The 23663-nt window shown below is 45.9% G+C and carries 21 protein-coding genes; 13 read left to right on the top strand and 8 right to left on the bottom strand.

The annotated features are described in order from the left end of the window. Window positions 1-196 precede the first annotated feature (196 nt). The 4 genes from QUB68_RS07620 (at window position 197) to QUB68_RS07605 (ending at window position 4138) form a co-directional block, all read left to right on the top strand. The gene (locus QUB68_RS07620; protein WP_332990912.1) at window positions 197-448 is read left to right on the top strand and encodes a hypothetical protein; all 252 of its coding nucleotides are present in this window, start codon (window positions 197-199) and stop codon (window positions 446-448) included. Beyond that, entirely contained in the window at window positions 448-792 is a 345-nt protein-coding gene (locus QUB68_RS07615; RefSeq protein ID WP_332990910.1) for a type II toxin-antitoxin system RelE/ParE family toxin, read from the top strand. The genes QUB68_RS07620 and QUB68_RS07615 overlap by 1 nt, the downstream gene beginning before the upstream one ends. Before the next feature lie 658 nt (window positions 793-1450). Further along, entirely contained in the window at window positions 1451-3622 is a 2172-nt protein-coding gene (locus QUB68_RS07610; protein WP_332990908.1) for a glutamine synthetase III family protein, read from the top strand. 252 nt (window positions 3623-3874) lie between these two features. After that, on the top strand, window positions 3875-4138 hold the full coding sequence (locus QUB68_RS07605) for a hypothetical protein (protein ID WP_332990905.1): 264 nt from the start codon (window positions 3875-3877) through the stop codon (window positions 4136-4138). A gap of 22 nt (window positions 4139-4160) precedes the next feature. Here the strand turns inward: QUB68_RS07605 and QUB68_RS07600 are convergent, their stop codons facing one another. The 5 genes from QUB68_RS07600 to QUB68_RS07580 form a co-directional block, all read right to left on the bottom strand. After that, complete coding sequence (locus tag QUB68_RS07600) at window positions 4161-5561, bottom strand: cation:proton antiporter (protein ID WP_332990904.1); 1401 nt, start codon at window positions 5559-5561, stop codon at window positions 4161-4163. Window positions 5562-5662: 101 nt separating this feature from the next. After that, window positions 5663-6436, bottom strand: a complete 774-nt coding sequence (hisA, locus tag QUB68_RS07595) for a 1-(5-phosphoribosyl)-5-[(5-phosphoribosylamino)methylideneamino]imidazole-4-carboxamide isomerase (protein WP_332990902.1) — start codon at window positions 6434-6436, stop codon at window positions 5663-5665. Window positions 6437-6586: 150 nt separating this feature from the next. Beyond that, window positions 6587-7267 (bottom strand): DUF2459 domain-containing protein, encoded by a 681-nt coding sequence (locus QUB68_RS07590; protein WP_332990900.1) that lies wholly within the window; start codon window positions 7265-7267, stop codon window positions 6587-6589. Between the two features lie 118 nt (window positions 7268-7385). Further along, the gene (locus QUB68_RS07585; RefSeq protein WP_332990899.1) at window positions 7386-8576 is read right to left on the bottom strand and encodes a glycoside hydrolase family 10 protein; all 1191 of its coding nucleotides are present in this window, start codon (window positions 8574-8576) and stop codon (window positions 7386-7388) included. Between the two features lie 136 nt (window positions 8577-8712). After that, a complete protein-coding gene (locus QUB68_RS07580) occupies window positions 8713-10158 on the bottom strand; it encodes an amidohydrolase (protein ID WP_332990897.1) in 1446 nt (481 codons plus the stop codon). 188 nt (window positions 10159-10346) lie between these two features. Between QUB68_RS07580 and QUB68_RS07575 the strand changes: the two genes are divergently transcribed. From QUB68_RS07575 to QUB68_RS07555, 5 genes are all read left to right on the top strand, one after another. After that, complete coding sequence (locus QUB68_RS07575; protein ID WP_332990895.1) at window positions 10347-11117, top strand: cysteine hydrolase family protein; 771 nt, start codon at window positions 10347-10349, stop codon at window positions 11115-11117. A gap of 261 nt (window positions 11118-11378) precedes the next feature. Next, window positions 11379-11816 carry a cupin domain-containing protein gene (locus QUB68_RS07570; protein WP_442923054.1) on the top strand — a complete coding sequence of 146 codons (438 nt, stop codon included), beginning with the start codon at window positions 11379-11381 and terminating at the stop codon, window positions 11814-11816. A gap of 150 nt (window positions 11817-11966) precedes the next feature. Next, on the top strand, window positions 11967-13598 hold the full coding sequence (locus QUB68_RS07565) for a CocE/NonD family hydrolase (RefSeq protein ID WP_332990891.1): 1632 nt from the start codon (window positions 11967-11969) through the stop codon (window positions 13596-13598). A gap of 13 nt (window positions 13599-13611) precedes the next feature. Next, entirely contained in the window at window positions 13612-13971 is a 360-nt protein-coding gene (locus QUB68_RS07560; protein ID WP_332990889.1) for a DUF952 domain-containing protein, read from the top strand. A 6-nt stretch (window positions 13972-13977) separates the two neighbouring features. After that, entirely contained in the window at window positions 13978-14571 is a 594-nt protein-coding gene (locus tag QUB68_RS07555) for a restriction endonuclease (protein WP_332990887.1), read from the top strand. 11 nt (window positions 14572-14582) lie between these two features. Here QUB68_RS07555 and QUB68_RS07550 read toward each other — a convergent pair whose 3' ends face one another. Continuing rightward, window positions 14583-15572 carry a DNA-methyltransferase gene (locus tag QUB68_RS07550; protein WP_332990885.1) on the bottom strand — a complete coding sequence of 330 codons (990 nt, stop codon included), beginning with the start codon at window positions 15570-15572 and terminating at the stop codon, window positions 14583-14585. A 104-nt stretch (window positions 15573-15676) separates the two neighbouring features. After that, entirely contained in the window at window positions 15677-16930 is a 1254-nt protein-coding gene (locus QUB68_RS07545) for a CCA tRNA nucleotidyltransferase (RefSeq protein WP_332990884.1), read from the bottom strand. A gap of 107 nt (window positions 16931-17037) precedes the next feature. Between QUB68_RS07545 and QUB68_RS07540 the strand changes: the two genes are divergently transcribed. From QUB68_RS07540 to tsaB, 3 genes are all read left to right on the top strand, one after another. Further along, complete coding sequence (locus tag QUB68_RS07540) at window positions 17038-17286, top strand: Ycf34 family protein (protein WP_332984083.1); 249 nt, start codon at window positions 17038-17040, stop codon at window positions 17284-17286. Between the two features lie 327 nt (window positions 17287-17613). Continuing rightward, window positions 17614-19323: a serine/threonine-protein kinase gene (locus tag QUB68_RS07535; protein WP_332990881.1), complete on the top strand. Its 1710-nt coding sequence runs from the start codon at window positions 17614-17616 to the stop codon at window positions 19321-19323. A gap of 2 nt (window positions 19324-19325) precedes the next feature. Further along, entirely contained in the window at window positions 19326-19985 is a 660-nt protein-coding gene (gene tsaB, locus QUB68_RS07530) for a tRNA (adenosine(37)-N6)-threonylcarbamoyltransferase complex dimerization subunit type 1 TsaB (RefSeq protein WP_332990879.1), read from the top strand. Between the two features lie 143 nt (window positions 19986-20128). Here the strand turns inward: tsaB and QUB68_RS07525 are convergent, their stop codons facing one another. Next, window positions 20129-20392 (bottom strand): hypothetical protein, encoded by a 264-nt coding sequence (locus tag QUB68_RS07525; RefSeq protein WP_332990877.1) that lies wholly within the window; start codon window positions 20390-20392, stop codon window positions 20129-20131. Between the two features lie 150 nt (window positions 20393-20542). Between QUB68_RS07525 and QUB68_RS07520 the strand changes: the two genes are divergently transcribed. Beyond that, the gene (locus QUB68_RS07520) at window positions 20543-23605 is read left to right on the top strand and encodes a CHAT domain-containing protein (RefSeq protein WP_442923053.1); all 3063 of its coding nucleotides are present in this window, start codon (window positions 20543-20545) and stop codon (window positions 23603-23605) included. Window positions 23606-23663: the final 58 nt, after the last annotated feature.

Below are 23663 nucleotides of genomic sequence, written 5' to 3'. Positions count from 1 at the left end.
ACAACTTTCATCCGTTACATCCGTTACATCCGCTACATCCGCTACACAATCCGTTGCCGAACTTTCATCCGCTACATCCGCTACATAATCCGTTGCCGAACTTTCTGCTGTGCGATCCGCGCGATCGACCCTTTGTTTCAGTTTCGCAGTTTGCTATAATTACTTACACGGGTTTTGATGCTAAGGAAGCAAGTCTATGACTATTGCGATTTCCCTCAGTCCAGAAATAGAGGCACTGCTTCGCGAAAAAGCCGATCGACAGGGACAAGATATTAGCGTTGTGGCGGCGCAAATGCTAACTCTGATTTTGGAATCGGAAACACCAGACTCCCAAGAAGATATTCAGGCTATCCAGCAGGGTTTGGATGATTTTGATTGCGGACGATTTTGTTCTTTTGACGAGTTTGCTGAATCACAGCGGCGCAAGTACAATTTACCAGCCAATTGATGACATATCGCACTGAAATTTCTAGCGTTGCACAAGCAGAAGTTGACAGTATATTTCTGCGGCTTTCTCAGGTGATGTCACTAGAGAAAGCTAGGGAGTGGTATGATGGATTGTTGAAGGAGATCGCATCTCTATCGTCAATGCCAAAACGCTGTCCTTTGGCAAGGGAAAATCAATACTTCAGTAAGGAAATTCGGCAGCTAATCTACGGTAAAGGACGCAATTCATACCGTATTCTTTTCGCAATTGTAGAAAGTGAAGAGGTGTCCACAGTTCGCATCCTGCGTATTCGACACGCTGCACAACAAACTCTTGGTGAGAACCTGGAGTCTGATGAAGGATAATCAGCTAGTAAGGTGCGTCAGCTTTAAACCCTCAATTATTGCTTAAATAACCGGCTGCTGATGCACCCTACAAATAAAATCCTGTGGTTACGTGCGCTCCGGGCGATCGACCCTTCGACTAAAAAACTAAAATTCCGTAGCCTACGATACATTTATTTTCTTAATCATTGTTTAGACTCTCCAAGTGTAGATTGTGTACTATCAATAATTCTCCAGAACCCTAAACAAGTGCGTTGTTAGCTGAACTGCGATTTATCGATCGCTCAATAGTTAAAAACCACAAATAGTTTTGACCTGAATTAAATCGGAATTGACTCGCACAAAATTTTTGAGATGACTAGGGTAAAAATTAGCTACTAAATCTGTACAGCGCCGACATCTATAATGTTGACTCAAATTAGCACAGGCTCCTGTCATCTGTTTTCTTGCTAATAGCCGAAATCCAACCGCATCTGACACAGATTGTCACGCCCGATGGAAAGCAAAGTGATTCATCCTCGCTCCTCCAATCTTTAAGAGCCTGCCCAAAAAAGGCATTCTCCAAAAAGTTAGCCTTGACTAAAAATGTTGATAAATCCAACAAACTCGTCAATGTTATACTTTTGCTAGTATCTATTTTTTCACAATTACTCGTCCCATAATCCCCATAAAAATAACCATGAGTGGAAACCAATCGCGCGTTCAAGCAATTTCTCAAATCGTCAACCGCAAACTGATGCCGGCCCAGCCTCCCAAGCGGCTCGAAGATATGTGGGCAACAGACGTTTTCAATCTGAGCAAAATGCAAGCAAGCCTGCCCAAAAGCATTTTCAAATCAGTAAAAAATACCGTTCAAACCGGGCAAACACTCGATCCTTCCGTAGCTGATGTAGTTGCAGTAGCCATGAAAGATTGGGCTATTTCCAAAGGCGCACTGTACTACGCCCACGTATTTTACCCGCTCACCAACAGCACCGCCGAAAAACACGACGGTTTCATCTCAGTCCAAAGCGACGGCTCCGTCATCTCAGAATTTGCAGGTAAACTTCTAGTACAAGGCGAACCCGACGGTTCCTCCTTCCCCAACGGCGGCATTCGCTCCACCGCCGCCGCTCGTGGATACACAGCCTGGGATGTCACCAGCCCCGCCTATGTGATGGAAACAGACAACGGCATGACATTGTGCATTCCCACTGTTTTCATCTCCTGGACAGGTGAAGCACTAGACAAGAAAACACCGCTTTTGCGCTCCATTGCTGCCATGAACAAAGCAGCAACCAGAGTATTAAAGCTATTAGGAAATACCGAAGTTGCTCCCGTAAATTCCAGTTGCGGTGCCGAACAAGAATACTTCCTGGTAGATTCTAATTTCGCCAACAACCGCCCCGATTTACTGTTAGCAGGTCGCACCCTGTTTGGCAAGCCTCCCGCCAAAGGTCAGCAATTTGATGACCACTATTTCGGAGCAATTCCAGAGCGCGTTCAAGTCTTCATGCAGGAAGTAGAAGAAAGAATGTACCGCCTGGGAATTCCTGCGAAAACCCGCCACAACGAAGTAGCACCAGGCCAGTTTGAAATTGCACCATTTTTTGAAGCAGCAAACGTCGCCAGTGACCACCAACAATTAACCATGACAATTCTCCGCAACACTGCGAAGAAACATGGTTTTATTTGCTTGCTGCACGAGAAGCCCTTCGCAGGCATTAACGGTTCCGGCAAACACGTCAACTGGTCAGTTGGTAATGCCACCCAAGGAAACTTATTAGACCCCGGTGATACACCGCACTCTAACGTGCAATTCCTCGTGTTCTGCGGCGCTGTGATTCGCGGAGTTCACAAATACGGCCCCTTGTTGCGCGCCGTAGTTGCAACTGCCAGCAATGACCACCGATTAGGTGCAAACGAAGCTCCACCAGCGATTATCTCTGTCTACTTGGGCTCGCAATTAGAAGATATCTTCGAGCAAATTAGCCAGGGCGGAATTCAAGGTTCTCAAGGTCGGGGAATCATGAATTTAGGCGTAGAAACACTGCCTATTTTCGTAAAAGATGCTGGCGACAGGAACCGGACTTCGCCCTTTGCCTTTACTGGAAACCGCTTTGAATTCCGTGCAGTAGGTTCGGGTCAATCTGTTTCCGGCCCGCTGGTCGCAATGAATACAATTCTTGCAGATTCTTTGGACTGGGTTGCTAACAAATTAGAAAGCGATTTGGCTAAGGGAACTGACCTGAATGCTGCCATCCAAACAGTCCTGAAAGAAGTGATGGACGATCACGGCGCTGTGGTATTTGGCGGTAACGGCTATTCTGAAGAATGGCACAAAATGGCTGAGGAACGGGGTTTAGCCAACTTGCGGACTACCGCAGATGCTTTGCCCGTGTTGAAGGCAGGATACATTGAAGACTTGTTTGAAAAGACAGGTGTTCTGACTCCGGTTGAATTGGAAAGCCGTTATGATGTCTATGCAGAGCAGTATTTGCTGGCAATTGAAGTCGAAGCAAAACTGGTCGGAAGCATTGCCAAAACCATGATTTATCCGGCAGCGGTGAGGTATTTGTCTGATCTTTCCAGCACGATTGCTGGCTTGAAAGAGATTGGCATTGAGTTGGAAAAGGCAACTGCCGAAAAAGTCGCGACGCTGGTTAAGTCGATGATGGATACTGCGAGCAAGTTGAGTGATGCTTTGAGCAAGCACGATTTTGCTACGACAGAAGATCATATGCAGTATGCTTCGCAAACTATTCGTCCTTTGATGGATGAGGTTCGCCAGTATGCTGATGCTTTGGAAGGTGAAGTGGCTGATGATTTGTGGCCGCTGCCTACTTATCAAGAAATGCTGTTTGTTAAGTAATAGCAAACCTGGTTAATTTCGGTAGGGACACGGCAGTGCCCAAAATTGACAAATCTCGCTTGTAGCTGAGGCCTGATCCCCCTAAATCCCCCGAAAGCAAGGGGGACTTTGATCAGAATCTTGTCCCCCCCTTCTTAAGGGGGGTTAGGGGGGATCTGGCCTGGGCGGTAAACAGCAGTCTGTAACTACGTTTGATTTTAAGTTGACACTCCTTGGGCACTGTCGTGTCCTTATTTGTTTGGTTAATTGCAGGTGAAATTTGTAGTTCCAGAAACCCGGTTTCTTCCTAAATATTTCGCCACCCAACCGAGAAAATTTGAGAAACCGGGTTTCTTAGATTTTGCAGAATTGCCAGAAACCCGGTTTCTTCCTAGATATTTCGCCACCCAACCCAGATTTTCTCAGAAACCGGGTTTCTTAGACTTTGCAGAATTGCCAGAAACCGGGTTTCTTCCTAAATATTTCGCCACCCAACCGAGAAAATCCCAGAAACCGGGTTTCTTAGACTTTGCATAATTGCCAGAAACCCGGTTTCTTCCTAAATATTGGAAGGTTCCCCGCTAGCTGGAGGCTCTACCGTATCGCCAAAGGCAATCCGTAGAAATGGCGGGGCCAAAAAAGTCGTCAGAATTACCATGATGATAATCGAAACCTCCAGCGGCTTATCCAAAGCCCCGCTAGCCGAACCGATACCGGCAAAAACTAACCCGACTTCGCCCCGAGGAATCATCCCAACTCCGATCGCCCATCGATTGATTCCCGGTACACCAAACACCGCCCAACCTGTCACCAACTTGCCTACAATCGCCACCGCAATCAAAAATACCGCAATCAAAAGCCCCGCCCGATTCTCCGGCACTGTTGGGTTCAAAACCCCCAAATCTGCGCGCGCGCCGACGGTTACAAAAAAGATGGGTACAAACAAATCGGCGATGGGTTTCACCATTTCATCCAACTCCTGGCGGGCATCGCTTTCATCCAACACCAAGCCCGCAGCAAACGCACCCAAAATCGCTTCGAGATGAATTGCATTGCCCAGAAAAGCCATGAAGTAGGCAAAAATAAATGCCGGGATGATAATATTGCCGCGAGTTTTGAGTTGACCCACCACCGCCGAGAAGGTTTTGTCGAAAACACCACCCAACAGAATCGAACCTAGCAGAAACGCAGTTGCACTGACAATCAAATAGATGACATTAACAACATCAATCTCACCGGTTTTCGCTAAACTCGCAACAACAGCCAGGACAATAATTCCTAGCACATCATCAATCACCGCCGCACCGACAATAATTTGACCTTCTTTAGAGCTCAGTTGTCCTAAATCAGACAACACTTTAGATGTAATTCCGATGCTGGTTGCCGTCAAAGCTGCCCCCGCAAAAATTGCTGGAATTGCCGCCGTGTGGAAAATTATCATCAAGCCCGCAGTACCAGCGGCAAAGGGAACTGCCACACCTACGCAGGCGACAACGGTGGCTTGAATTCCCACTGCTTTCAGTTGTTTGAGATCCGACTCTAAGCCAATTTCAAACAGCAGAATAATCACGCCTAATTCAGCTAGCACTGCAATGACTTCACTCTGCGATTCAAAGACACTGGTGAGGGCGGCAGGAGACAGATGATTAATCGATTGCAGAACTGTCATAATCCCTGAGTCTGAGGCTGACAGCCCGCTTCCGGGAAAAACGATCAAGTGTAAAGCAGATATTCCAATAATCACCCCTGCTACAAGTTCACCCAAAACCGGGGGCAAATCAAACTTTAGAGCCACTTCTGCGCCGATTTTACTGGCGATATAAATCACTACCAAACTGAGCAAAACTCCGCTCATAACGATCGGCGAATTTTCGGGATCGACTGTTGCTAGCAAAGGTATGGGAGCAAGTAAGGATGCCATCCCAGAACTTAAAGCTGTAATTGTTGGGTTAAAAAACATGGTACAATGATGATAAGAAAGACATTCTAATCAGATAATTCTGGATGCAGACAAACTCAAGGGCTCCTTTTTTTAAAGGCTGGTTGTACTGATTCAGATGTTCAAGCAAAACTGGAAGAACCCAAATCTAGGGGTACATCTTGCCACCGCCCTTGTCCGACGGCTTGAATTGCTTCTTTTAGCAAGATATCACCGGTATAAATTGCTCTACCGACGATCGCACTTTTGACACCAATTGGTTCCAAAGCCAACAAACTTAACAAATCTGCGATCGAACTAACGCCGCCGGAAGCAATCACCGGAATCGAAATAGCGTTAGCAATTGAGCGCAAAGATTCCAAGTTCGGCCCTTCCATAGTACCATCACGGTGAATGTCGGTGTAAATAATTTCAGCAGCACCTAATTCTGCCATTTTCTGCGCCAATTCTGTTGCTAAAACTTCCGATGTTTCCAACCAGCCTCTAGTCGCAACTTTACCGTTTCTGGCATCGATTCCCACCAGAATTTGACCCGGAAATTCGGCGCACAATTCGCCGACTAATTGCGGTTGTTCGACGGCGACAGTGCCGAGAATGACGCGCCGGACGCCTATATTTAGAATGGCCGCGACAGAAGGGCGATCGCGCATTCCCCCGCCTACTTGACAGGGAACGTCTACTGCGCGGACGATCGCCTCAATGGCTGCTAGGTTGACGGGATGACCGGCTTTGGCCCCATCGAGGTCTACTAAATGCAGCATGGTTGCGCCTTCATTTACCCACTGTCTGGCGACTTCCACGGGATTGTCGTTAAAAATTTGGGACTTCGCGTAGTCTCCCTGATAGAGTCTGACGCATTTTCCGTCCAAAAGGTCGATCGCTGGAATTACATTCATAATTTGGCAATTGGTAAGTGGTAATTGGGCATCGGGCATTGGGCATTGGGCATTGGGCATTGGTAATCCGTTATTCGTTATTGCCAGCCCCAAGCGAGTAACAAATAACAAATAACAAATAACAACCAACAAATGACTACTGACTACTGACTAATGACTTCTACATTGGCAACCGCTATTTAACTGAAACATAATCGATGACGATAGAGTTGACCACAAAGGAGTATTTACCTCAGCTTTTCGCAAAGCTTCTGCCGTCCAGTCGTTGCAAGTTCTCAAAATCCAGTAACTGTCTTTTGCTTCGTAAAAACTGTCGTTTTTGTCGTAGCCGTAGCTAATTTTTATTTTATTACCTCCGGCATCTAATTGGAATGTATTTTTAATAAAGTTTACCATTTTTAGATAATTTTCTCCACTAATTTTAACACATTTGGTTTCTGGATTTGGGGAAAAAATCTGATAACCTTGGACTTGTACGGTAGATGGATTAGGGAAAACAAGCGCCTTTAAACCTGTAACTGGATTGATACTTCCTGATGTGGGAGTTTCCAGCATAAAAGCTCGGTCTCCCCAGCCTAAAGATAGATATTTATAATCCGAAGCAGCCTCGCGTCCTATTTCTGTCAGAGGTAAATATTGATTCCATTCAAAATATTCATTCTTAACAGGAACAATGATTTCGGTGTGGATGCCTCCGTTATAAACTTGTACGGAAACGGTGCAATCCGTTTGCGAGTAATGTCCCCACTTTGTGGGAGTCAGAAAGCCAATTATTAGGAAAGCGGTAAAAGATAAGATGACAATTCCTAAGCGCTTTAGGTGTTTTTTCATTTTAACCGTGGGTTAAAAATTAGGCTTTTGATTTTTTACATTGTCAAAGGTTCGTAGTGAGGACTTGAGTCCTTAAACATTCTAAAAAGAAGGACTAAAGTCCTCACTACAAACGGTTTTAAACTGGCGGGCGCTGCATTTTTGTGGGAAAGAATTCTTGCACAGCAAAATTCCGCTGTTCCGGGGTTTCGCTGGCCCAATTCGACAAACTTTCGTAGAAAAAGAAGGAAACACCTGCAAAATTTCTGTTTCGGACTTCTTGCACTTGCTCTTGTATTTGTTTCAGCGGAATCGAACTATTTTTCAGACCAGTTAAAATCCCGATCGCAGTTGGAATGTGCTTTTTAGCCAGTTTGACTTCTTCCCGTTCTAGCTCCGCATTAAAACGCTTGATATCATTGCGATAAACCTGTATTATAAGTTCTTCGATATAGCCGCGTCTTTCCCAGCTAAACCAGTCCTGCAAATGGGCGGGTAAAGCAAAGTGCAGAGGGTTGGGAGATAAGCTGACAATACATTTTTGTTTGCGGGATTTGATGGCGCGGGAAATTCGCCCCATGAAGTCGTTGATTTTGTCGGCGCGCCAGCGCACCCAGAAGGTTTCGCGGGCGTCGTTGGAGGGAGGACTTTTGATTTGTTTCTCATACATTAACACTGTTTGCGGCTCGTAGCCAAACTCTACGGGCAAACCGAAATGGTCGTCAAATTGAATGCCATCTATATCGTAATTATTGACAATTTCTAGGATTAAATCTAAGATAAATTTCTGGACTTCGGCATGAAAAGGATTGAGCCAAACTCGATCGTGCGTGCCTTCTTTCCAAATAGTTGAACCGTCGCGCCGCCGCGCCAGCCAGTCGGGGTGAAGTCGGGCTAATTCCGATTCGGCGGGAGCCATGAAACCAAACTCAAACCACGGGATTACTGCTATACCTTTTTGGTGCGATTGTGCTATAATTTCTTTGAGAATGTCTCGGTCTTGCAATCCTGGTGATGGGTCGATCGACTCTCCGAATACTCGTTTGGCTACAGCGCTGGGATACAGCGTATAGCCTCCTTGCCAAACCGTGGGATAGATGGTGTTAAAGTTGAGTTTTTCCAGCCGATTTACAGCATCAATGATGTTGTTGCGGGAGAAAATAACGTCGCTGTCAATGTTAGTCAGCCAGATGCCGCGCAATTCGGTTGTTGGGGTTTTTGGCGCAGTTTGAGCCTCCATTCGGGGGGAGAAAATTGCGGAGGAGGTAAGGGCGATCGCAAAAACAACTATTAAAGCCAGTATCCGCCGCCATTTGTGCAGTTTAATCATCAATTTTTCGCAAACACCACAGCTTAACATCATACTGTAGGGTGCGCATGGCGCACCTTTATTCTTCAACCCGCGCACCATCCGGGTTTTGTCTGTGTAGTCGCGGTTTCAACCGCCGAGTCTTTCTGCGATCCCCCTAAGAATAACCAGGCAATTTCATGACTTGGCGGTAGTGCGATTCAATCTCGCTCACCATAGGCGATTGACGCTTGCTGCTCCACTCGCTGCGATCGAATAATTGCCGCCTCAAATCATCAACATCAATCGTTTTCACCTTACCTTCGGCGACAATTTGTTTGCCGTTTACCCAAACACTATCTACCGCATTTGTCGGGCGTCCCAAAATTAGCAAACCGATCGGATCGGTGCGCGGCAGTAATGATAAACTGGTTAAATCGTACAGCACAAAATCTGCTTTTTTGCCAACTGTCAGCGAACCCATTTCATCGGCGAGATTCAAGCCTTTTGCTCCTCCCAGCGATGCCATTTCTACAGACTGGCGCGGTGTAATCCAGTGGCGGTAATCCAAATCCGTGATGTTGTGCAGAATCGAACCCATTTTAATTGCTTCCAGCAAATCTTGAGAGTCGTTGCTAGCGGCGCCGTCGCAGCCGAAAGATACGTTGACTCCGGCTTGGCGGTATTTCAAAATCGGTGCAATCCCGCTTCCTAAGCGCAGGTTGCTGAGGGGATTGTGTACGACTGTCGCTTCAGTTTCTGCCATAATCGCAATATCGGAATCGTCCAGCCATACACAGTGCGCTAAGGAAGTGCGGGAACTCAAGAAACCAATTTGTTTCAGGTGTTCGACAGCGCTGCATCCGTATTTTTCTTGAGCTAGCTGTTTTTGAGCGCTGGTTTCTAAGAGGTGGGCGTGCAGGCAAAGATTGTAGCGATCGCCCAAATCGATGCAGCCTTCAAACAAAGCATCGGAACACAGTTGAATTCCCGTCGGCGCCAACAACATATTAACACCTTTTTCGGGTTTGTGAAACTGTTTTATGGCTGCTTCCATTAATTCCAAAGTTGCCTTTGTCGAGCGAATATAAGCAGCGTGTTCCATGCCGCCATCACCCGCAGGCATTCCCGCTGTCAGGGATTCATCTTGAATTAACGGCCCGATAAAAGCACGGATGCCGATTTCTTGATAAGCGCGAACTGCGGCGGCGATTGTCTCTAATTCTTGCCCCGGAATCAAAACTAAATGATCGACTACGCTGGTGCCGCCAGACAGCAATGTTTCTACTGCTGTTCCCAAGGCACTCAAGTAAACTTGTTCGGGATTGAGAGGCGTAAAATCGTACAATTCTGCAATCCACAACTCCAGCGGCAAAGGGGGAATAATCCCGCGCTGCCACATTTCCGAAGAGTGGGTGTGCGCGTTGACAAAACCTGGCAGCAGCAGCTTATTTTTGCCATCAATTATTGTTCCACCCCCCCTATCCCCCCCTTGGTAAGGGGGGGAATTCAAGGGGGGGTGATTTGGTGCGATCGCACTTATGCAATTATCCGCCACTTGCACGTCTGCGGTTTCATAACCGCTGTCAACCGGAATTAAAGCATTTTGAATTGTAAAGCTCATAGATTTACCCTTTCCGTGAATTTACATCTATTCCTATTTTAGGATTGCCGGATGCTAAAGTTAATAAATCCTAAAATTTATCAAAACAGTTACGTCTGATACTTAATCTTAGCAAAAAATTAGGCGATCGCAAGTTAGGATGAATCAAATAGTTCTAAAATTGAAATTGTTTTTGAGTCACAATCCATATGAATCCTGATTCTCTCCGCACCTTGGGCGTACCGCCGAATGCTTGGAAAGTTGATGCTAAAATTGCCGACATCACCCGATCGCCGATCGCGCCTCAACCTGTTACCCTGGAAACAGAAACTAAAACCCTGCGCTTGGACTTAGCAAAAGCAGCAATGTTGGTGATAGATATGCAAAACGATTTCTGTCACCCCGACGGTTGGCTAGCACATATTGGCGTAGATGTAACGCCCGCCCGCGCTCCAATTAATCCTTTACAAAATTTGCTGCCAAAATTGCGATCGCACGCAGTACCAATTATTTGGATCAACTGGGGAAACCGCCCCGATTTGCTGAATATTAGTGCAGCTTCGCGTCACGTTTACAATCCCACAGGCGACGGCGTAGGTTTAGGAGATCCGCTGCCAAAAAACGGCGCATCTGTGTTGATGGCGGGGAGTTGGGCTGCCGCCGTTGTGGATGAATTGGAGCAGCAACCCGAGGATATTTGTGTAGATAAATATCGAATGAGTGGCTTTTGGGATACTCCTTTAGATAGTATCCTGCGGAACCTGGGAAGAACTACACTTTTCTTTGCAGGAGTAAACGCCGATCAGTGCGTCATGGCTACCCTGCAAGATGCTTGTTTTCTAAATTACGACTGCATTTTAGTCAAAGATTGTACAGCTACGACATCTCCAGAGTATTGCTGGCACGCTACTCTTTATAACGTTAAACAATGTTTTGGGTTTTTGTCTGATTCTCAGGCTATGTTAGAAGCAATTAAATAACTCGGGAATTAGTCATTAGTCATTAGTCATTAGTCATTAGCAATAAACTTGGGAAGTGGAGCGACGGACTAATGACTCTGGTTTCTCACTAATGACAGCAGAAACATATAGCAACCGTCCGTGACGGTTAGGAAGTTCTTAATTGCTAAAGCCCAGGGTTTTCTTACTTCTTCCTTCTTGCTTCTTGCTTCTTCCTTCATCCTTCTTCCTTCAGCTACGATAATTAACAATTAAAAACAAAAAACAATGACAAACCAGTGCATGATTCCTGTTATGAAGTCTCCGAAAGACTACCAAGCATTTCGCATCAGTCCAGGTGATACTAATAGATTAGCGATCGTCTTCGATCCGGTAACAGCGAATGCTTCATTAACTGTTTGCGTCGAGATTTTCGATGCGGGGGGCAAAACTCCTCCCAACCGCCATCAATTGGCAGTAGAAATGTTTTTTGTACTCAAAGGAAGAGGTCGAGCAACCTGCGACGGCAAAACAGTTAGTATTAAACCGGGAGATAGTTTGTTAGTGCCTCCGATGGCTACTCACGTAATTGAGAATACGGGTACCGAACGTTTGTACACTTTGTGCATCATGGTTCCGAATGAGGATTTTGTGGAACTAATTCGCAGCGGTACGCCAGTCGAACTCGATGAGGAAGATATGAGAGTTTTAGGGCGATCGGATGTACTTGTATCATGCTAGGTTTGTAGTATAGCAGTTTTTAATCGGATGAAATACAGGACACGGCAGTACCGTGTCCCTACCCGAGCATCTGTACTTCATTCAACTGAAAACCGCTATCAGGACTTCAGTCCTTGATCCGAACTTTTTTAGTTGATTTTTTGAGGATTTATGCTGAAAGTTTGTCCGAAAGAAACAGCGTCAATGCTAACTAGAGATGGCGTGCGTTTGGATGCTGACATCTACCGCCCCGATGCGGCGGGCGAATTTCCAGTATTGTTAATGCGGCAACCTTACGGCAGGGCGATCGCATCTACGGTAGTATATTCTCATCCGGCATGGTACGCCAAACACGGCTACATCGTTGTGATCCAAGATGTGCGGGGACGCGGCACTTCCGAAGGCGAATTTAACCTATTTGTGAGCGAAACAGCAGACGGATTTGATACAGTCAATTGGGCCGCGAATTTGCCGGGAAGTAGCGGCAAAGTGGGAATGTACGGCTTTTCCTACCAAGGCATGACTCAACTCTACGCGGCGGCTGCTAAACCCAGCGCTTTAATTACAATTTGTCCGGCAATGGTAGGCTGCGATTTATACGCAGATTGGGCCTATGAAGGCGGCGCATTTTGTTTGCAATCAAATCTCGGATGGGCAATTCAGTTGGCCGCCGAAACTGCTCGCTTACAAGGCGATATTTCTGCCCATCAATCCCTCTACGCAGCTTCGAGAAATCTGCCGCTATACGATACCTTTCCAGCGCGTCCTGAGATTATTCAAGAATTAGCACCAGACTCATATTATCACGATTGGCTCGATAATTATCAACCGATCGAGTATTGGGAGAAACTCTCGCCCAATATCAAAGATTTAGACTTTCCAATGCTGCACGTTGGTGGTTGGTTTGATACTTATTTGCGGGGAACAATCCATCTTTACAAGGAAATGGCGGGCCGGAGTTCCTATCCGCAGCATTTGATAGTCGGGCCTTGGGCGCATTTACCTTGGGGGCGAAAAGTTGGAGCGCTGGATTGCAGTTTGGCCGCTTCTAATCCTGTGGATGAGTTGCAAATTCGCTGGTTCGATTGCTTCCTCAAAGGACTTGATACAGGAATATTAGATGAGTCGCCCATTTCTTTATTCGAGATGGGGAGCAATAATTGGCGTCAATTTGATAAGTGGCCTCACAATCATCATAAATATTATTTTTTAGCAACTAACGGACTGGCGGCGATGCGAGAAGATGCGGGGATTTTAACAGAGAGTTGCGCGGATGTTTGTACTGATGATATATTTGTACACGATCCTTGGCGGCCAGTACCATCTTTGGGAGGACACGCGACATTTCCTGCTGGTGCGATCGAGCGATCGACAATTGACTGCCGCACCGACGTGTTAACATACACTTCTGCACCGCTCATAGCAGATTTGCGCGTCGCAGGAGAAGTATTTGTCGAAGTATTTTGTACCGCAGATGCGCCGAGTTTTGATTTGTGCGCGATACTTTCTGAGGTAAAAGAGAGCGGCAGCGTCTACAATTTTACTCAAGGTTATGTGCGGGTGAATTCAGGTGAAACACCTGTAAGAATTGTGCTGCAAGCAACTTGTATGCAAATTGCCAAAGGTAATGCTTTCCGCCTGAGTTTGAGTGCGGCTTGTTTTCCCGCTTATGACGTGAATCCGGGAACTGGTGAGCCTCCCGGTGCAGCGCGGTTAATTGATGCTAAAATTATGACGCTGACAGTAAGTTGCGGCGGGAGTTGTCCTTCTCAGATTTTACTGCCAATTGTCGATCGCACTTAAAACCCATCTAACTATGAGCGTCATCTTTCACATCACCCGCAGCCAACAGTGGGAACAAGCAAAACAAGTGCAATCCTATCGCGGAGATACGCTAGATACGGAAGGATTTATCCACTGTTCGACTTTACCGCAAGTTTTGAAATCTGCCAATAAATTTTTTGTGGGACAAACAGGATTACTGCTGCTGTCGATTGACTCGGCAAAAGTAGAATCAGAACTTAAGTATGAATTTGCCGCAGGTGAGGATTACCCGCACATTTACGGGCCGCTGAATGTGGATGCAGTGTTGAAAGTTTTTACGTTTGAAGCGGGTACAGATGGTAAATTTGAATTGCCGACAGAATTAACAGCAACTATCAACGAACAGGGTTAGTATCCTGTGAAGATAGTTCAAGAAGTATCACTTATTAGTCGCGGTAACTTTGAGGAGTCAGCAGAATGGGGAGTGATTAAAAATGAAATCAGGATTGCTATTGACGCCATCGCCTGGCCAGTGGGCGCATCAAACTTTACGATAAATCCAACCAGGCACGGAAACGGTGTTAAACCTATCAAAACTGCTTGTATGGCTGCTCTTCAGGACAATTTTGGGTGGCAGCTTGAAACTCAAATCAGATTTGCAACTAGATCCCCTGGAAGAGTGGATGCTACCAAAATTTTAGACAAGGATTTATTTGCCTTAGAATGGGAAACCGGAAATATCTCATCAAGTCACCGCAGTGTTAACAAACTGGTTCTCGGTATTTTACGAGGTATTTTTTTAGGGACAGCATTAGTCTTGCCCAGCCGCAAACTGTACCCTTATCTGACTGATAGAATTGGTAACTATGAGGAACTAGAACCTTACTTTGATGTCTGGCGTGCTGTTAACATACAAGCAGGTTTTTTAGCCATATTTGTTATTGAACATGATGCCGTTGACAGCAGCGTACCCACAATTACTAAAGGCACAGATGGTCGCGCTTTAATATAAAATGTTGTTGTTCAAGAAAACAATTCGAGTTGGATTGACTCGTTTTGTTTAATTTGTCGGATTTTATGTTTTGTCTTTCCTCTTGCTGATTCCCAATTTTCTACGTTGCCATTTGCCAAGTCTTGTAACCGCTTCACTGCTGGTTCAATATCGCCGATTTCTGTGCCCAGCCAATACCTGCCCAACTTTTCTGCTGCATAAAATGTAGTGCCAGAACCTCCAAAAGGATCGATTACAACCTGTCCCGGATTCGATGCCATAGCAATGATGCGTTCCAGCATAATCGGAGCTAATTCGTTGGCTCCCCTTTTCTTGTGCTGTCGGTGTCTTACTGGCGGAATATCTGTCCACATTTCCTCAATTAACGTCCACAAATTTTGTTCTCGAATATCTTCTGAAGCATCTTCCCAAACATCTTCGGAAGCATCCCAAACATCCATTAAGTTAATACCTTGAGGATTTAATTTTTTGCGGTGTCCGCCGTAATCTTTAATCTCTCCGCCACAATGTCTGCAAACTTGAATCGGCGTATAAACTTTATTGAAAACGGCTGGTTCGCCTTTTGTGTAGTAAAGCAATCCGTAGTGTGCGGGAGACATTTTCTTGCCGCGAGGAAAGGCTTTAGGCATTCTACAGGCTATCCAGTGACGAAAGTCCATGCCCTGTTGGTTTAAATATGCACCGTACTCAATGCACCACTTTGGCAAGTTGAAAATAAATAGACTCCCGCCCGGTTTAAGGACTCTAATGCTTTCTTTTAGCCACTGTTTTGACCAAGCAAGATAATCGCTGGAATTCAACATATCGCTCGTACCGTTACCATAATCTTTGCCGAGATTAAATGGCGGGTCTGCAAACACAATATCCGCACAGGAATCGGGAATAATACCTAAAAACTTGAGACAGTCTTCCTGGTAGAGAATGCCGTATTCGCTTTGATAAACTTCTCGCAATCTCCCATTCGCTGCTTTCACAGATGATATCAGACTCACAGCTTCCATTTAACTATTTTTCTTGCATAATCATCACTTCAATGATAGTAATTCTATGGATGGTTGTCAAGAGATTTTTGTAGAGATCATAATGTTGCAATATTTCCGAAATATCAATCAACATCAACAAAATCAGCCGCGAATTTTAGCGCATCTTCGCGAGTGGCAATTCTCCCCTCCACCCGCGCTAATTGAATCTCCATTAATAATTGACCGATGCGCGGACTTCTGGGCAAATTCAAAGATTCCATTAACTCATTACCGCTAACTAATTGTGTGGGATGAGCAATAATATCATCAGCATCGAGATAGCGATTAATTAACAGCGAAATCTCATCAACTGCAACTCCCGCCGCTAGGGCTAAAACTGCTAAAATTGGAAATACTATTCCGACATCGCGAAACAGAAAATACTGGTCTCGCAAAGACATTTCCGCAATTGGGTTTGCTTGCAATTTTGGCAAGTATTTCAAAAGCCCGATCGCACTTTTAATCTCTGCATTGCTGTACTTCAACCGCAGCAACTCTGTTTCAGCGATTGTTGGGTCGGAATTTGCCAAAATAGCTAACTTCGCAATTGCCAACAACGGCGTTTTAATCGTATCTCGAATCGATCGCGAAAACTCTATCCCCAACTCTGGATAAATTACCGCCAAATTTGTAGCACACAAGTCAATTTTTGTCAAAATATCGAAACGGTCGATCGCACTTTCAAACCAAATAGAAAACAAACCATCTTCGCAACCCTTACAAATCCAAGGAACACCGTGATTATTGCTCAACAAATAACCCAATTCTGTCCGCACCCGTTCCACAGCCACGCGACTCAACAACGGCGCTAATTCCCGAATCGCAGATTGTGTTTCCGGTTCGATCGCAAAACCCAACTGTGCCGCTTGACGGTAAGCTCTTAATAGCCTCAGCGGATCATCTTCCAAATTCGATCGCGAAATCATCCGCAGCAAACCCAACCGCAAATCAGTTTGACCCTCCAAAGGATCGATGATTTCTCCGGTAAAAGGATTGCAGGCGATCGCATTTATCCGAAAATCGCGGCGGTGCAAATCCCCCTCCAGACTCCCCCCGAAAGCCTCCGCAAAATCCACCGTACCGCCCGCAAACACCACCCGCGCAATCTGTCGTTCGGCATCCAACAAGACAAATCCAGCTTTTGTGCGATCGGCAATTTTTCGAGCAGTTTTCACCGCCCGTGTTAGCATAACGAAATCCAAATCAAAAAAGTGCGATCGGCGCCCCAGCAGCGCATCCCGCACCGCACCGCCCACCAAATAAACAGGCGGTGTCAGCAGTTCCAAATCGAACGGCCAAGTCTCAGGAGATAAAGCAGGTGGCAAACTATTCGACATTGCAACAAAAATAAATAAACTTACACACAATAAAGCTCTTGCTACGCTAGATTAACAGAAAGCTCGAAATTCACCAATCTTTTTGAAATGCACAGAGGATATCAAGAATGTGTATTTGTATTAACTGCCACTATGTAGACCGCTGCTTCACCTACCACGCCGTAGAAGGACAGCACGAACAAATCCACCTCACCGAAACACCCGATTTCGACCCCGTAGAACCCACTATCAACGTCAACATTCGCCCCCGCCAAGATGAAATTGAAATGGAATGGGATGTAGTTGGCTGTGAAAGTTTCAAACAAGAGACCGGTAAATGGGCAAAATTGCGGCCGGGTGAACTTGTACCGACTTAACGAAGAAGTCATTAGTCATTGGTCATTAGTCATTAGTCATCAGTAGTAGTAGGGGCGGGTTTAGCTAAGGATATATGATACAAATGACTAAAAAAAGGACAAAACCCGCCCTCAGTCATCAGTCATCAGTCATCAGTCATTAGCGCGAGCGTCCCCGCTCGCGAACGTCATTCGTCACTGGTCATTAGTCGTTTGTGATTAGTTATGTGTTACTAGCTTGGGGCTGCCAATTCCCAATTCGCCATTACCAATTACCAATTACCAATTATCAATTCTAAAATCCTCAATTCCCCAATCTAAAATCTAAAATCCAAAATCTAAAATCAAATGTCCTATTGCTTAAACCCAACTTGTCAGAATCCGCAAAATCCAGGTGATGCAGAATTGTGCCAAAGTTGCGGCTCAAAATTGTTGTTAACTAACGAACAATCGCCATCAGCATCTCGCTACCGTACCATAAAGCCGATCGCACAAGGAGGATTTGGCAGAACATTTTTAGCAGTTGATGAAACCAAACCGCCGATGTTTTCGCAGTGCGTAATCAAGCAATTTTTACCACAAAACACCGCCGCCGAAAAAGCCGCCCAACTTTTTCACCAAGAAGCCGCCCAGCTAGAAACCTTGGGGAAACATCCCCAGATTCCAGAATTAATCGCGCATTTTGAACAAGACAGCAGACAATATTTAGTACAAGAATTTATAGACGGCAAAAACCTCGCCCAAGAATTAGCACAAAAAGGAGCATTCACCGAAAATCAAATTCGGCAAATTCTCAACGACTTATTGCCCGTGCTCCACTTTGTCCACAAATCCAAAGTTATTCACCGCGATATCAAACCAGAAAATATCATTCGCCGCCGACTATCTCCAGCCCCTTTACCCGCCTTAGAAAATTCCTATCAACCATCTCCATTCCAAAAAGATATCGTTTTAGTAGACTTTGGTGCAGCCAAGAAAGTAACAGCAACCGGATTGCCACAAACTGGTACAATTATCGGCAGTGCTGCTTATACAGCCCCAGAACAATTGATGGGAAAAGCAGTTTTTGCCAGCGATATCTACAGTTTGGGTGTTACTTGCATTCACTTGCTGACTCACATTCCTCCCTTCGATTTGTTCGACAGCGCAGAGGATGCTTGGGCTTGGCGAAATTATTTGAAGAGTGCTGTTAGTGACGATTTCGGCCGCATCCTCGATACCATGCTCCAAAGTGCCACCAATCGGCGCTACAGTTCAGCATCAGCAGTCATCCGGCAGTTGAACCCCAAGCCGGTGTATTTAGACGCGCAACCTGTGCTAGATGCGCCGGAAACGCCCGCAGAATCGAAGCCTGCGCTGTCACCGGTACCGTCGCTTTTGAGTCGGGAACAACAAGCCGAAATTCAGCAAGCTTTACAAGATGCGATCGCCCCGTACAATGTTACAATCCAAGTCAGTCAAGCCAAGCAAAAGCTCAATATCGTCATCAACAGAACCGAAGACAATCCCATTCACTATCCGCACTTATCCCAAATAATTGCCACCAGACTCACCGATTTGCAGTTAAACAAAGTCGCAGCCGTTAAGCTGTTGGGAAGAGTTAACAATTCTCGCCTCCCCGAGTGGAAAGAAGTATTGCAAATCGATCCCAAGATTCAATTGAGAAACAAACTCCTGCGGCTGCAACACAATCAATTAGCCAAGAAAATCGCCCCTGTTGCTACCCAAGAATTTTGGCTGCCGAAGTTGAGAACTCAGGATTTCTGGCTCGATTCGCTCATGTTTGCTTTAGTTTGGTTTATCTTTGGCTCTCAAATCGTCATTTTTAATTCTTGGTTCGCGCTCATAGTTGCATCCGGTTTTATGGTGGTCAAACATCAAGTTTCTCAAGACAAAGAATTTGCGAATAAGAATTTATTTGCCAGTTTAGTAGTGCTGTTTCTGCTCACTGGTGGCATGGGTAATTCCAGGATTTTAAACACGGGAATATTTGGGATTCTTTTGGGTTGCTTGGTTGTCGCTTTGCCTCTGTTTTTTGTTAAGGAAAATTATCATTAATCGTGAATAGCAATCTCCCAGACGGAACATCCGTTAAAAAATACGGCTTAGCCTTGCACACCTCAACACCCGAATTAGGTTTAGCAATCAGCAATTTTGCGGGCGATGATCGCTGCCAAACTTGGAATTTGGGCCGCAGTTTAGCCACAGATTTGCATCAGCATTTAGTAGAGTTTATCGCGCCGCAAACTTGGGCGGATTTGGCTTTTATTGCAGTGGCGAAGGGGCCCGGAGGTTTCACGGGGACTCGCATGGGTATGGTGACAGCGCGGACTTTGGCTCAACAGTTGGATATTCCGGTTTTTGCAATTTCAACTTTGGCGGCTGTCGCTTGCAGCAGCAGTAAAAAATCTATGTCAACTCAGGATATTGCGCTGCAAATGCCTGCACAGCGCGGTCAATTATTTGGCGCTGTTTATTCAGTTAACAGTAATTCTGGTGTAACTGAGTTGTTTTCCGATGCGGTAATGACGGCGGAATCTTGGCAGGAAAAGCTGGAAAGTTGGGGAAATTCCTATCAGTTGATTGAAGTTGGTAGCGAGTTGGGTGCGTCGGTTTCTGGTGTGTTGGATTTGGCTTATTTGGAGTGGCAACAAGGAAGTCGCCCTAATTGGTCGGACGCTTTGCCTTATTACGGTCAACATCCTGTGCATGGAAAATGAATTATTGGGAATAGGGCATTGGGAATAGGGCATTGGGCATTATTTCGTTTCAGTTAAATCAACTTGTAGACTGCGTTTTTTTCCGACCATGCCCGATGCCCGTAAATGATTTATAAGCAATTAAGCAGACTTGATATCATTGTTTATTTAAGGGCGATACAAAGTTCGAGGCAAAATGTTAATGTCAGCGGGTCTGGGTTTTCGGTTCGCAATCGATCGATCTCAGCTTGATTGCAGCCGCGAGATTCCATAAAATCGAGCATCCAGTTCGTTATTGTAGCGAGATCGATGTATTTTGCTCCGAGACAAACAGGGCAAATTTCTGGGCTGAGGGTACCGGTGCCGCCGCATTCGGGGCAATCCCAGTGGCTGGTTACGGGATCGGGGGTAGTTAGGATGTTGTTCATGCTGGGAAAAAGTACGCGCGGCGTAGCGATCCCGCAGGGAATCGCACTACTCGTTCACTCTAGCAAAAATGCCGATCGCCCTCACTTCCTCCTGCCTTTACACTAAGCGAGCTAGTGACTAAGATTGAATCAAATACAAAAGGGGTGGCTATGCTCGTCGATCGCACTCAATGGTTTTTGGCTAGTATGTCGATCGCACTTTCACTTCAGTTAAGTCAGCCAGTTGCAGCAGCCGTGCCCGTTAGCAAAGTCGTACAAACAGCACAAACTAACAGTAGCGAGGCTGCTGAAAAAGTATTTGAAGAGGCAAAGAAACTTTACCAGCAAGGAACGGTGGAAGCTTTAAGAAGTGCGATCGTCAAATATGAAGAAGCATTAAAACTGTATCGAGAGGCGGGCGATCGCGGTGGGGAAGCTAACACCCTCAAAAACATTGGCAATGTCTACTACTATTTGGGAGAAAAACAAAAAGCTTTAGAGTATTACAACCAATCCCTTCCCCTAAGTCGGGCAGTAGGCGACGCTAAAAGGGAAGCTGCTACCCTCAACAACATCGGCATTGTCTACTACTATTTGGGAGAAAAACAAAAAGCTTTAGAGTATTACAACCAATCCCTTCCCCTGAGTCGGGCAGTAGGCGATCGCAGTGGGGAAGCGAACACCCTCATCAACATCGGCAGAGTCTACTCAGATTTGGGAGAAAAACAGAAAGCCCTAGAGTATTTGGGCCAGTCCCTTCTCCTGTATCGGGCAGTAGGCGATCGCAGTGGGGAAGCGAACACCCTCAGCAAGAACGGCAATATCTACAAAGGATTGGGAGAAAAACAGAAAGCGCTAGAGTATTACAACCAGTCCCTTCTCCTGTATCGGGCAGTAGGCGATCGCAGTGGGGAAGCCAACACCCTCACCGACATCGGCAATATCTACATAGGATTGGGAGAAAAACAGAAAGCGCTAGAGTATTTGGGCCAGTCCCTTCTCCTGTATCGGGCAGTAGGCGATCGCAGTGGGGAAGCGAACACCCTCATCAACATCGGCAGTGTCTACTCACAATTGGGAGAAAAACAGAAAGCGCTAGAGTATTACAACCAGTCCCTTCCCCTGAGTCGGGCAGTAGGCGATCGCAGTGGGGAAGCCTACAGCCTCACCAACATCGGCAGTGTCTACTACGATTTGGGAGAAAAACAGAAAGCGCTAGAGTATTACAACCAGTCCCTTCCCCTGAGTCGGGCAGTGGGCGATCGCGGTGAAGAAGCTCGCACCCTCCTCAACCTCGGCAGTTTCTACTCAGAATTGGGAGAAAAACAGAAAGCGCTAGATTATTACAACCAGTCCCTGCCCCTGTTTCGGGCAGTGGAGGCTCCCAGTGGAGAAGCCATCACCCTCGCAAGCATCGGCAGTGTCTACTACGATTTGGGAGAAAAACAGAAAGCGCTAGAGTATTACAACCAGTCCCTGGCCCGGTTTCGGGCAGTAGGCGATCCCAGTGGAGAAGCGAACACCCTCTATAGTATTGCCGATGCCAAACGCGCTCAAGGCAGTCTCACTGAAGCCCTCACTAACATTGAAGCCTCTATCAAAATAATCGAAAACCTCCGCACCAAAATTACCAGTCCAGAACTCCGAACCTCATACTTTGCCACAGTACAGAACTACTACGAATTCTACATTGACCTGTTAATGCAACTGCACAAAACTAATCCTAAATCCGGTTATGATACCAAAGCCTTAGAAGCCAGCGAACGTTCTCGCGCCCGCAGTCTCCTCGAACTCCTCCAAGAAAGTAACGCCAACATTCGCGAAGGTATTTCCCCCGATTTACTGCAACAAGAAAAGAGCGTGCAACAGCAACTCGATGCCATTGAAAAGCAGCGCATCGAAACAATCAGCACCCCCAATCCCAATCAAACTAAAATCGATGAAATCGACAAACAGCGCCTCGCACTTTTGCAACAATATCAGCAACTTCAAACCGGGATTCGTACATCCAGCCCCCGCTACGCTGCCCTCACCCAACCCCAACCTTTAACACGGCCAGAAATTCAGAAACAGATTCTCGATGAAAACACGATTTTATTGCAATATTCCCTCGGCGAAGAGCGCAGTTACTTGTGGGTTGTGACATCAACAGGACTCACCAGCTATGAATTGCCAAAACGCGCCGACATTGAAACAGCAGCTAAGAACTTCCTAGAGGCAATAACTAGCCCAATTTACAGAGATATTACCCAAAAAGTTGCCCAAGCAAGTGCAAATCTGGGTCAAGTGATTTTACAACCCGCAGCAGCCCAATTAGGAAACAAACGCTTATTAATTGTTCCCGACGGCGTGCTGCACTATACCCCTTTTCAAGCTTTAACTATTCCCCAAACCGCCGGACAAAATACCAATGTTCCCTTAATTGTCGAACATGAAATTATCACTCTGCCTTCTGCCTCAACTCTCGCCATTCTCAGGCAAAATTACGGAGATAGAAAACCACCCACCCAAACTTTAGCAATTTTAGCCGATCCTGTTTTCAGTCCAGACGATGAAAGAATTAAAGGAAAAATCACCCAAGCAACAACAGAAAAATTAGAAGCAAACAACCTCGGTTTAAATCGATCGCTTCGCGCTTCTAATCGGGGATGGCCGCCCGAACGCCTACCATTTACCCGCCAAGAAGCCCAAACAATATCCAGCTTATTCTCCTCAGCTTCTACCCGTCAAATACTTGATTTTGATGCCAGTCGCACTACTGCTACCGATCGCAATTTAGCCAATTATCAAATCGTGCACTTCGCCACCCACGGCATGGCTAACAGCAAAAATCCCGAATTGTCAGGAATTCTGATGTCGATGATAGATGATAAAGCCAATCTTGTCAATGGTTTCTTGCGCCTCACGGATATTTTCAACTTGAAACTGGCGGCAAATTTAGTGGTTTTAAGTGCTTGTCAATCGGGAATGGGACAGAATGTTAAAGGCGAAGGAATGGTGGGATTAACAAGGGGTTTTATGTATGCGGGGGCGCAGCGGGTGGCGGTGAGTTTGTGGTATGTGGATGATGAAGGAACTGCTGTGTTAATGCAAAAGTTCTATCAAAAAATGGTGCAACAAAAGTTAGCGCCGGCGGCAGCTTTGAGGGCCGCACAGATCGAAATGATGCAGCAGGAAAAATGGCAGTCTCCCTATTATTGGGCGGCTTTTACCCTGCAAGGCGAGTGGAAATAATATCATTTTTCAAAAGTGATTAGAGGCAAGATTAATAGCTGTAAGGTGCTTATGGCGC

It is taken from the genome of Microcoleus sp. A006_D1, assembly GCF_036702805.1.
GTDB lineage: Bacteria > Cyanobacteriota > Cyanobacteriia > Cyanobacteriales > Microcoleaceae > Microcoleus.
This window is presented reverse-complemented; position numbering and strand designations above follow the sequence as displayed.

What these genes read in the sequence shown, in the direction of transcription:
- QUB68_RS07610 (WP_332990908.1), top strand. Translation starts at nt 1,451, where the DNA reads ATGAGTGGAAACCAATCGCGCGTTCAAGCAATTTCTCAAATCGTCAAC.
- QUB68_RS07570 (WP_442923054.1), top strand. Translation starts at nt 11,379, where the DNA reads ATGATTCCTGTTATGAAGTCTCCGAAAGACTACCAAGCATTTCGCATC.
- QUB68_RS07590 (WP_332990900.1), bottom strand. Translation starts at nt 7,267, where the DNA reads ATGAAAAAACACCTAAAGCGCTTAGGAATTGTCATCTTATCTTTTACC.
- QUB68_RS07600 (WP_332990904.1), bottom strand. Translation starts at nt 5,561, where the DNA reads ATGTTTTTTAACCCAACAATTACAGCTTTAAGTTCTGGGATGGCATCC.
- QUB68_RS07620 (WP_332990912.1), top strand. Translation starts at nt 197, where the DNA reads ATGACTATTGCGATTTCCCTCAGTCCAGAAATAGAGGCACTGCTTCGC.
- QUB68_RS07580 (WP_332990897.1), bottom strand. Translation starts at nt 10,158, where the DNA reads ATGAGCTTTACAATTCAAAATGCTTTAATTCCGGTTGACAGCGGTTAT.
- QUB68_RS07615 (WP_332990910.1), top strand. Translation starts at nt 448, where the DNA reads ATGACATATCGCACTGAAATTTCTAGCGTTGCACAAGCAGAAGTTGAC.
- QUB68_RS07550 (WP_332990885.1), bottom strand. Translation starts at nt 15,572, where the DNA reads ATGGAAGCTGTGAGTCTGATATCATCTGTGAAAGCAGCGAATGGGAGA.
- hisA (WP_332990902.1), bottom strand. Translation starts at nt 6,436, where the DNA reads ATGAATGTAATTCCAGCGATCGACCTTTTGGACGGAAAATGCGTCAGA.
- QUB68_RS07525 (WP_332990877.1), bottom strand. Translation starts at nt 20,392, where the DNA reads ATGAACAACATCCTAACTACCCCCGATCCCGTAACCAGCCACTGGGAT.
- QUB68_RS07535 (WP_332990881.1), top strand. Translation starts at nt 17,614, where the DNA reads ATGTCCTATTGCTTAAACCCAACTTGTCAGAATCCGCAAAATCCAGGT.
- QUB68_RS07545 (WP_332990884.1), bottom strand. Translation starts at nt 16,930, where the DNA reads ATGTCGAATAGTTTGCCACCTGCTTTATCTCCTGAGACTTGGCCGTTC.
- QUB68_RS07565 (WP_332990891.1), top strand. Translation starts at nt 11,967, where the DNA reads ATGCTGAAAGTTTGTCCGAAAGAAACAGCGTCAATGCTAACTAGAGAT.
- QUB68_RS07560 (WP_332990889.1), top strand. Translation starts at nt 13,612, where the DNA reads ATGAGCGTCATCTTTCACATCACCCGCAGCCAACAGTGGGAACAAGCA.
- QUB68_RS07575 (WP_332990895.1), top strand. Translation starts at nt 10,347, where the DNA reads ATGAATCCTGATTCTCTCCGCACCTTGGGCGTACCGCCGAATGCTTGG.
- QUB68_RS07540 (WP_332984083.1), top strand. Translation starts at nt 17,038, where the DNA reads ATGTGTATTTGTATTAACTGCCACTATGTAGACCGCTGCTTCACCTAC.
- QUB68_RS07585 (WP_332990899.1), bottom strand. Translation starts at nt 8,576, where the DNA reads ATGATTAAACTGCACAAATGGCGGCGGATACTGGCTTTAATAGTTGTT.
- QUB68_RS07520 (WP_442923053.1), top strand. Translation starts at nt 20,543, where the DNA reads ATGCTCGTCGATCGCACTCAATGGTTTTTGGCTAGTATGTCGATCGCA.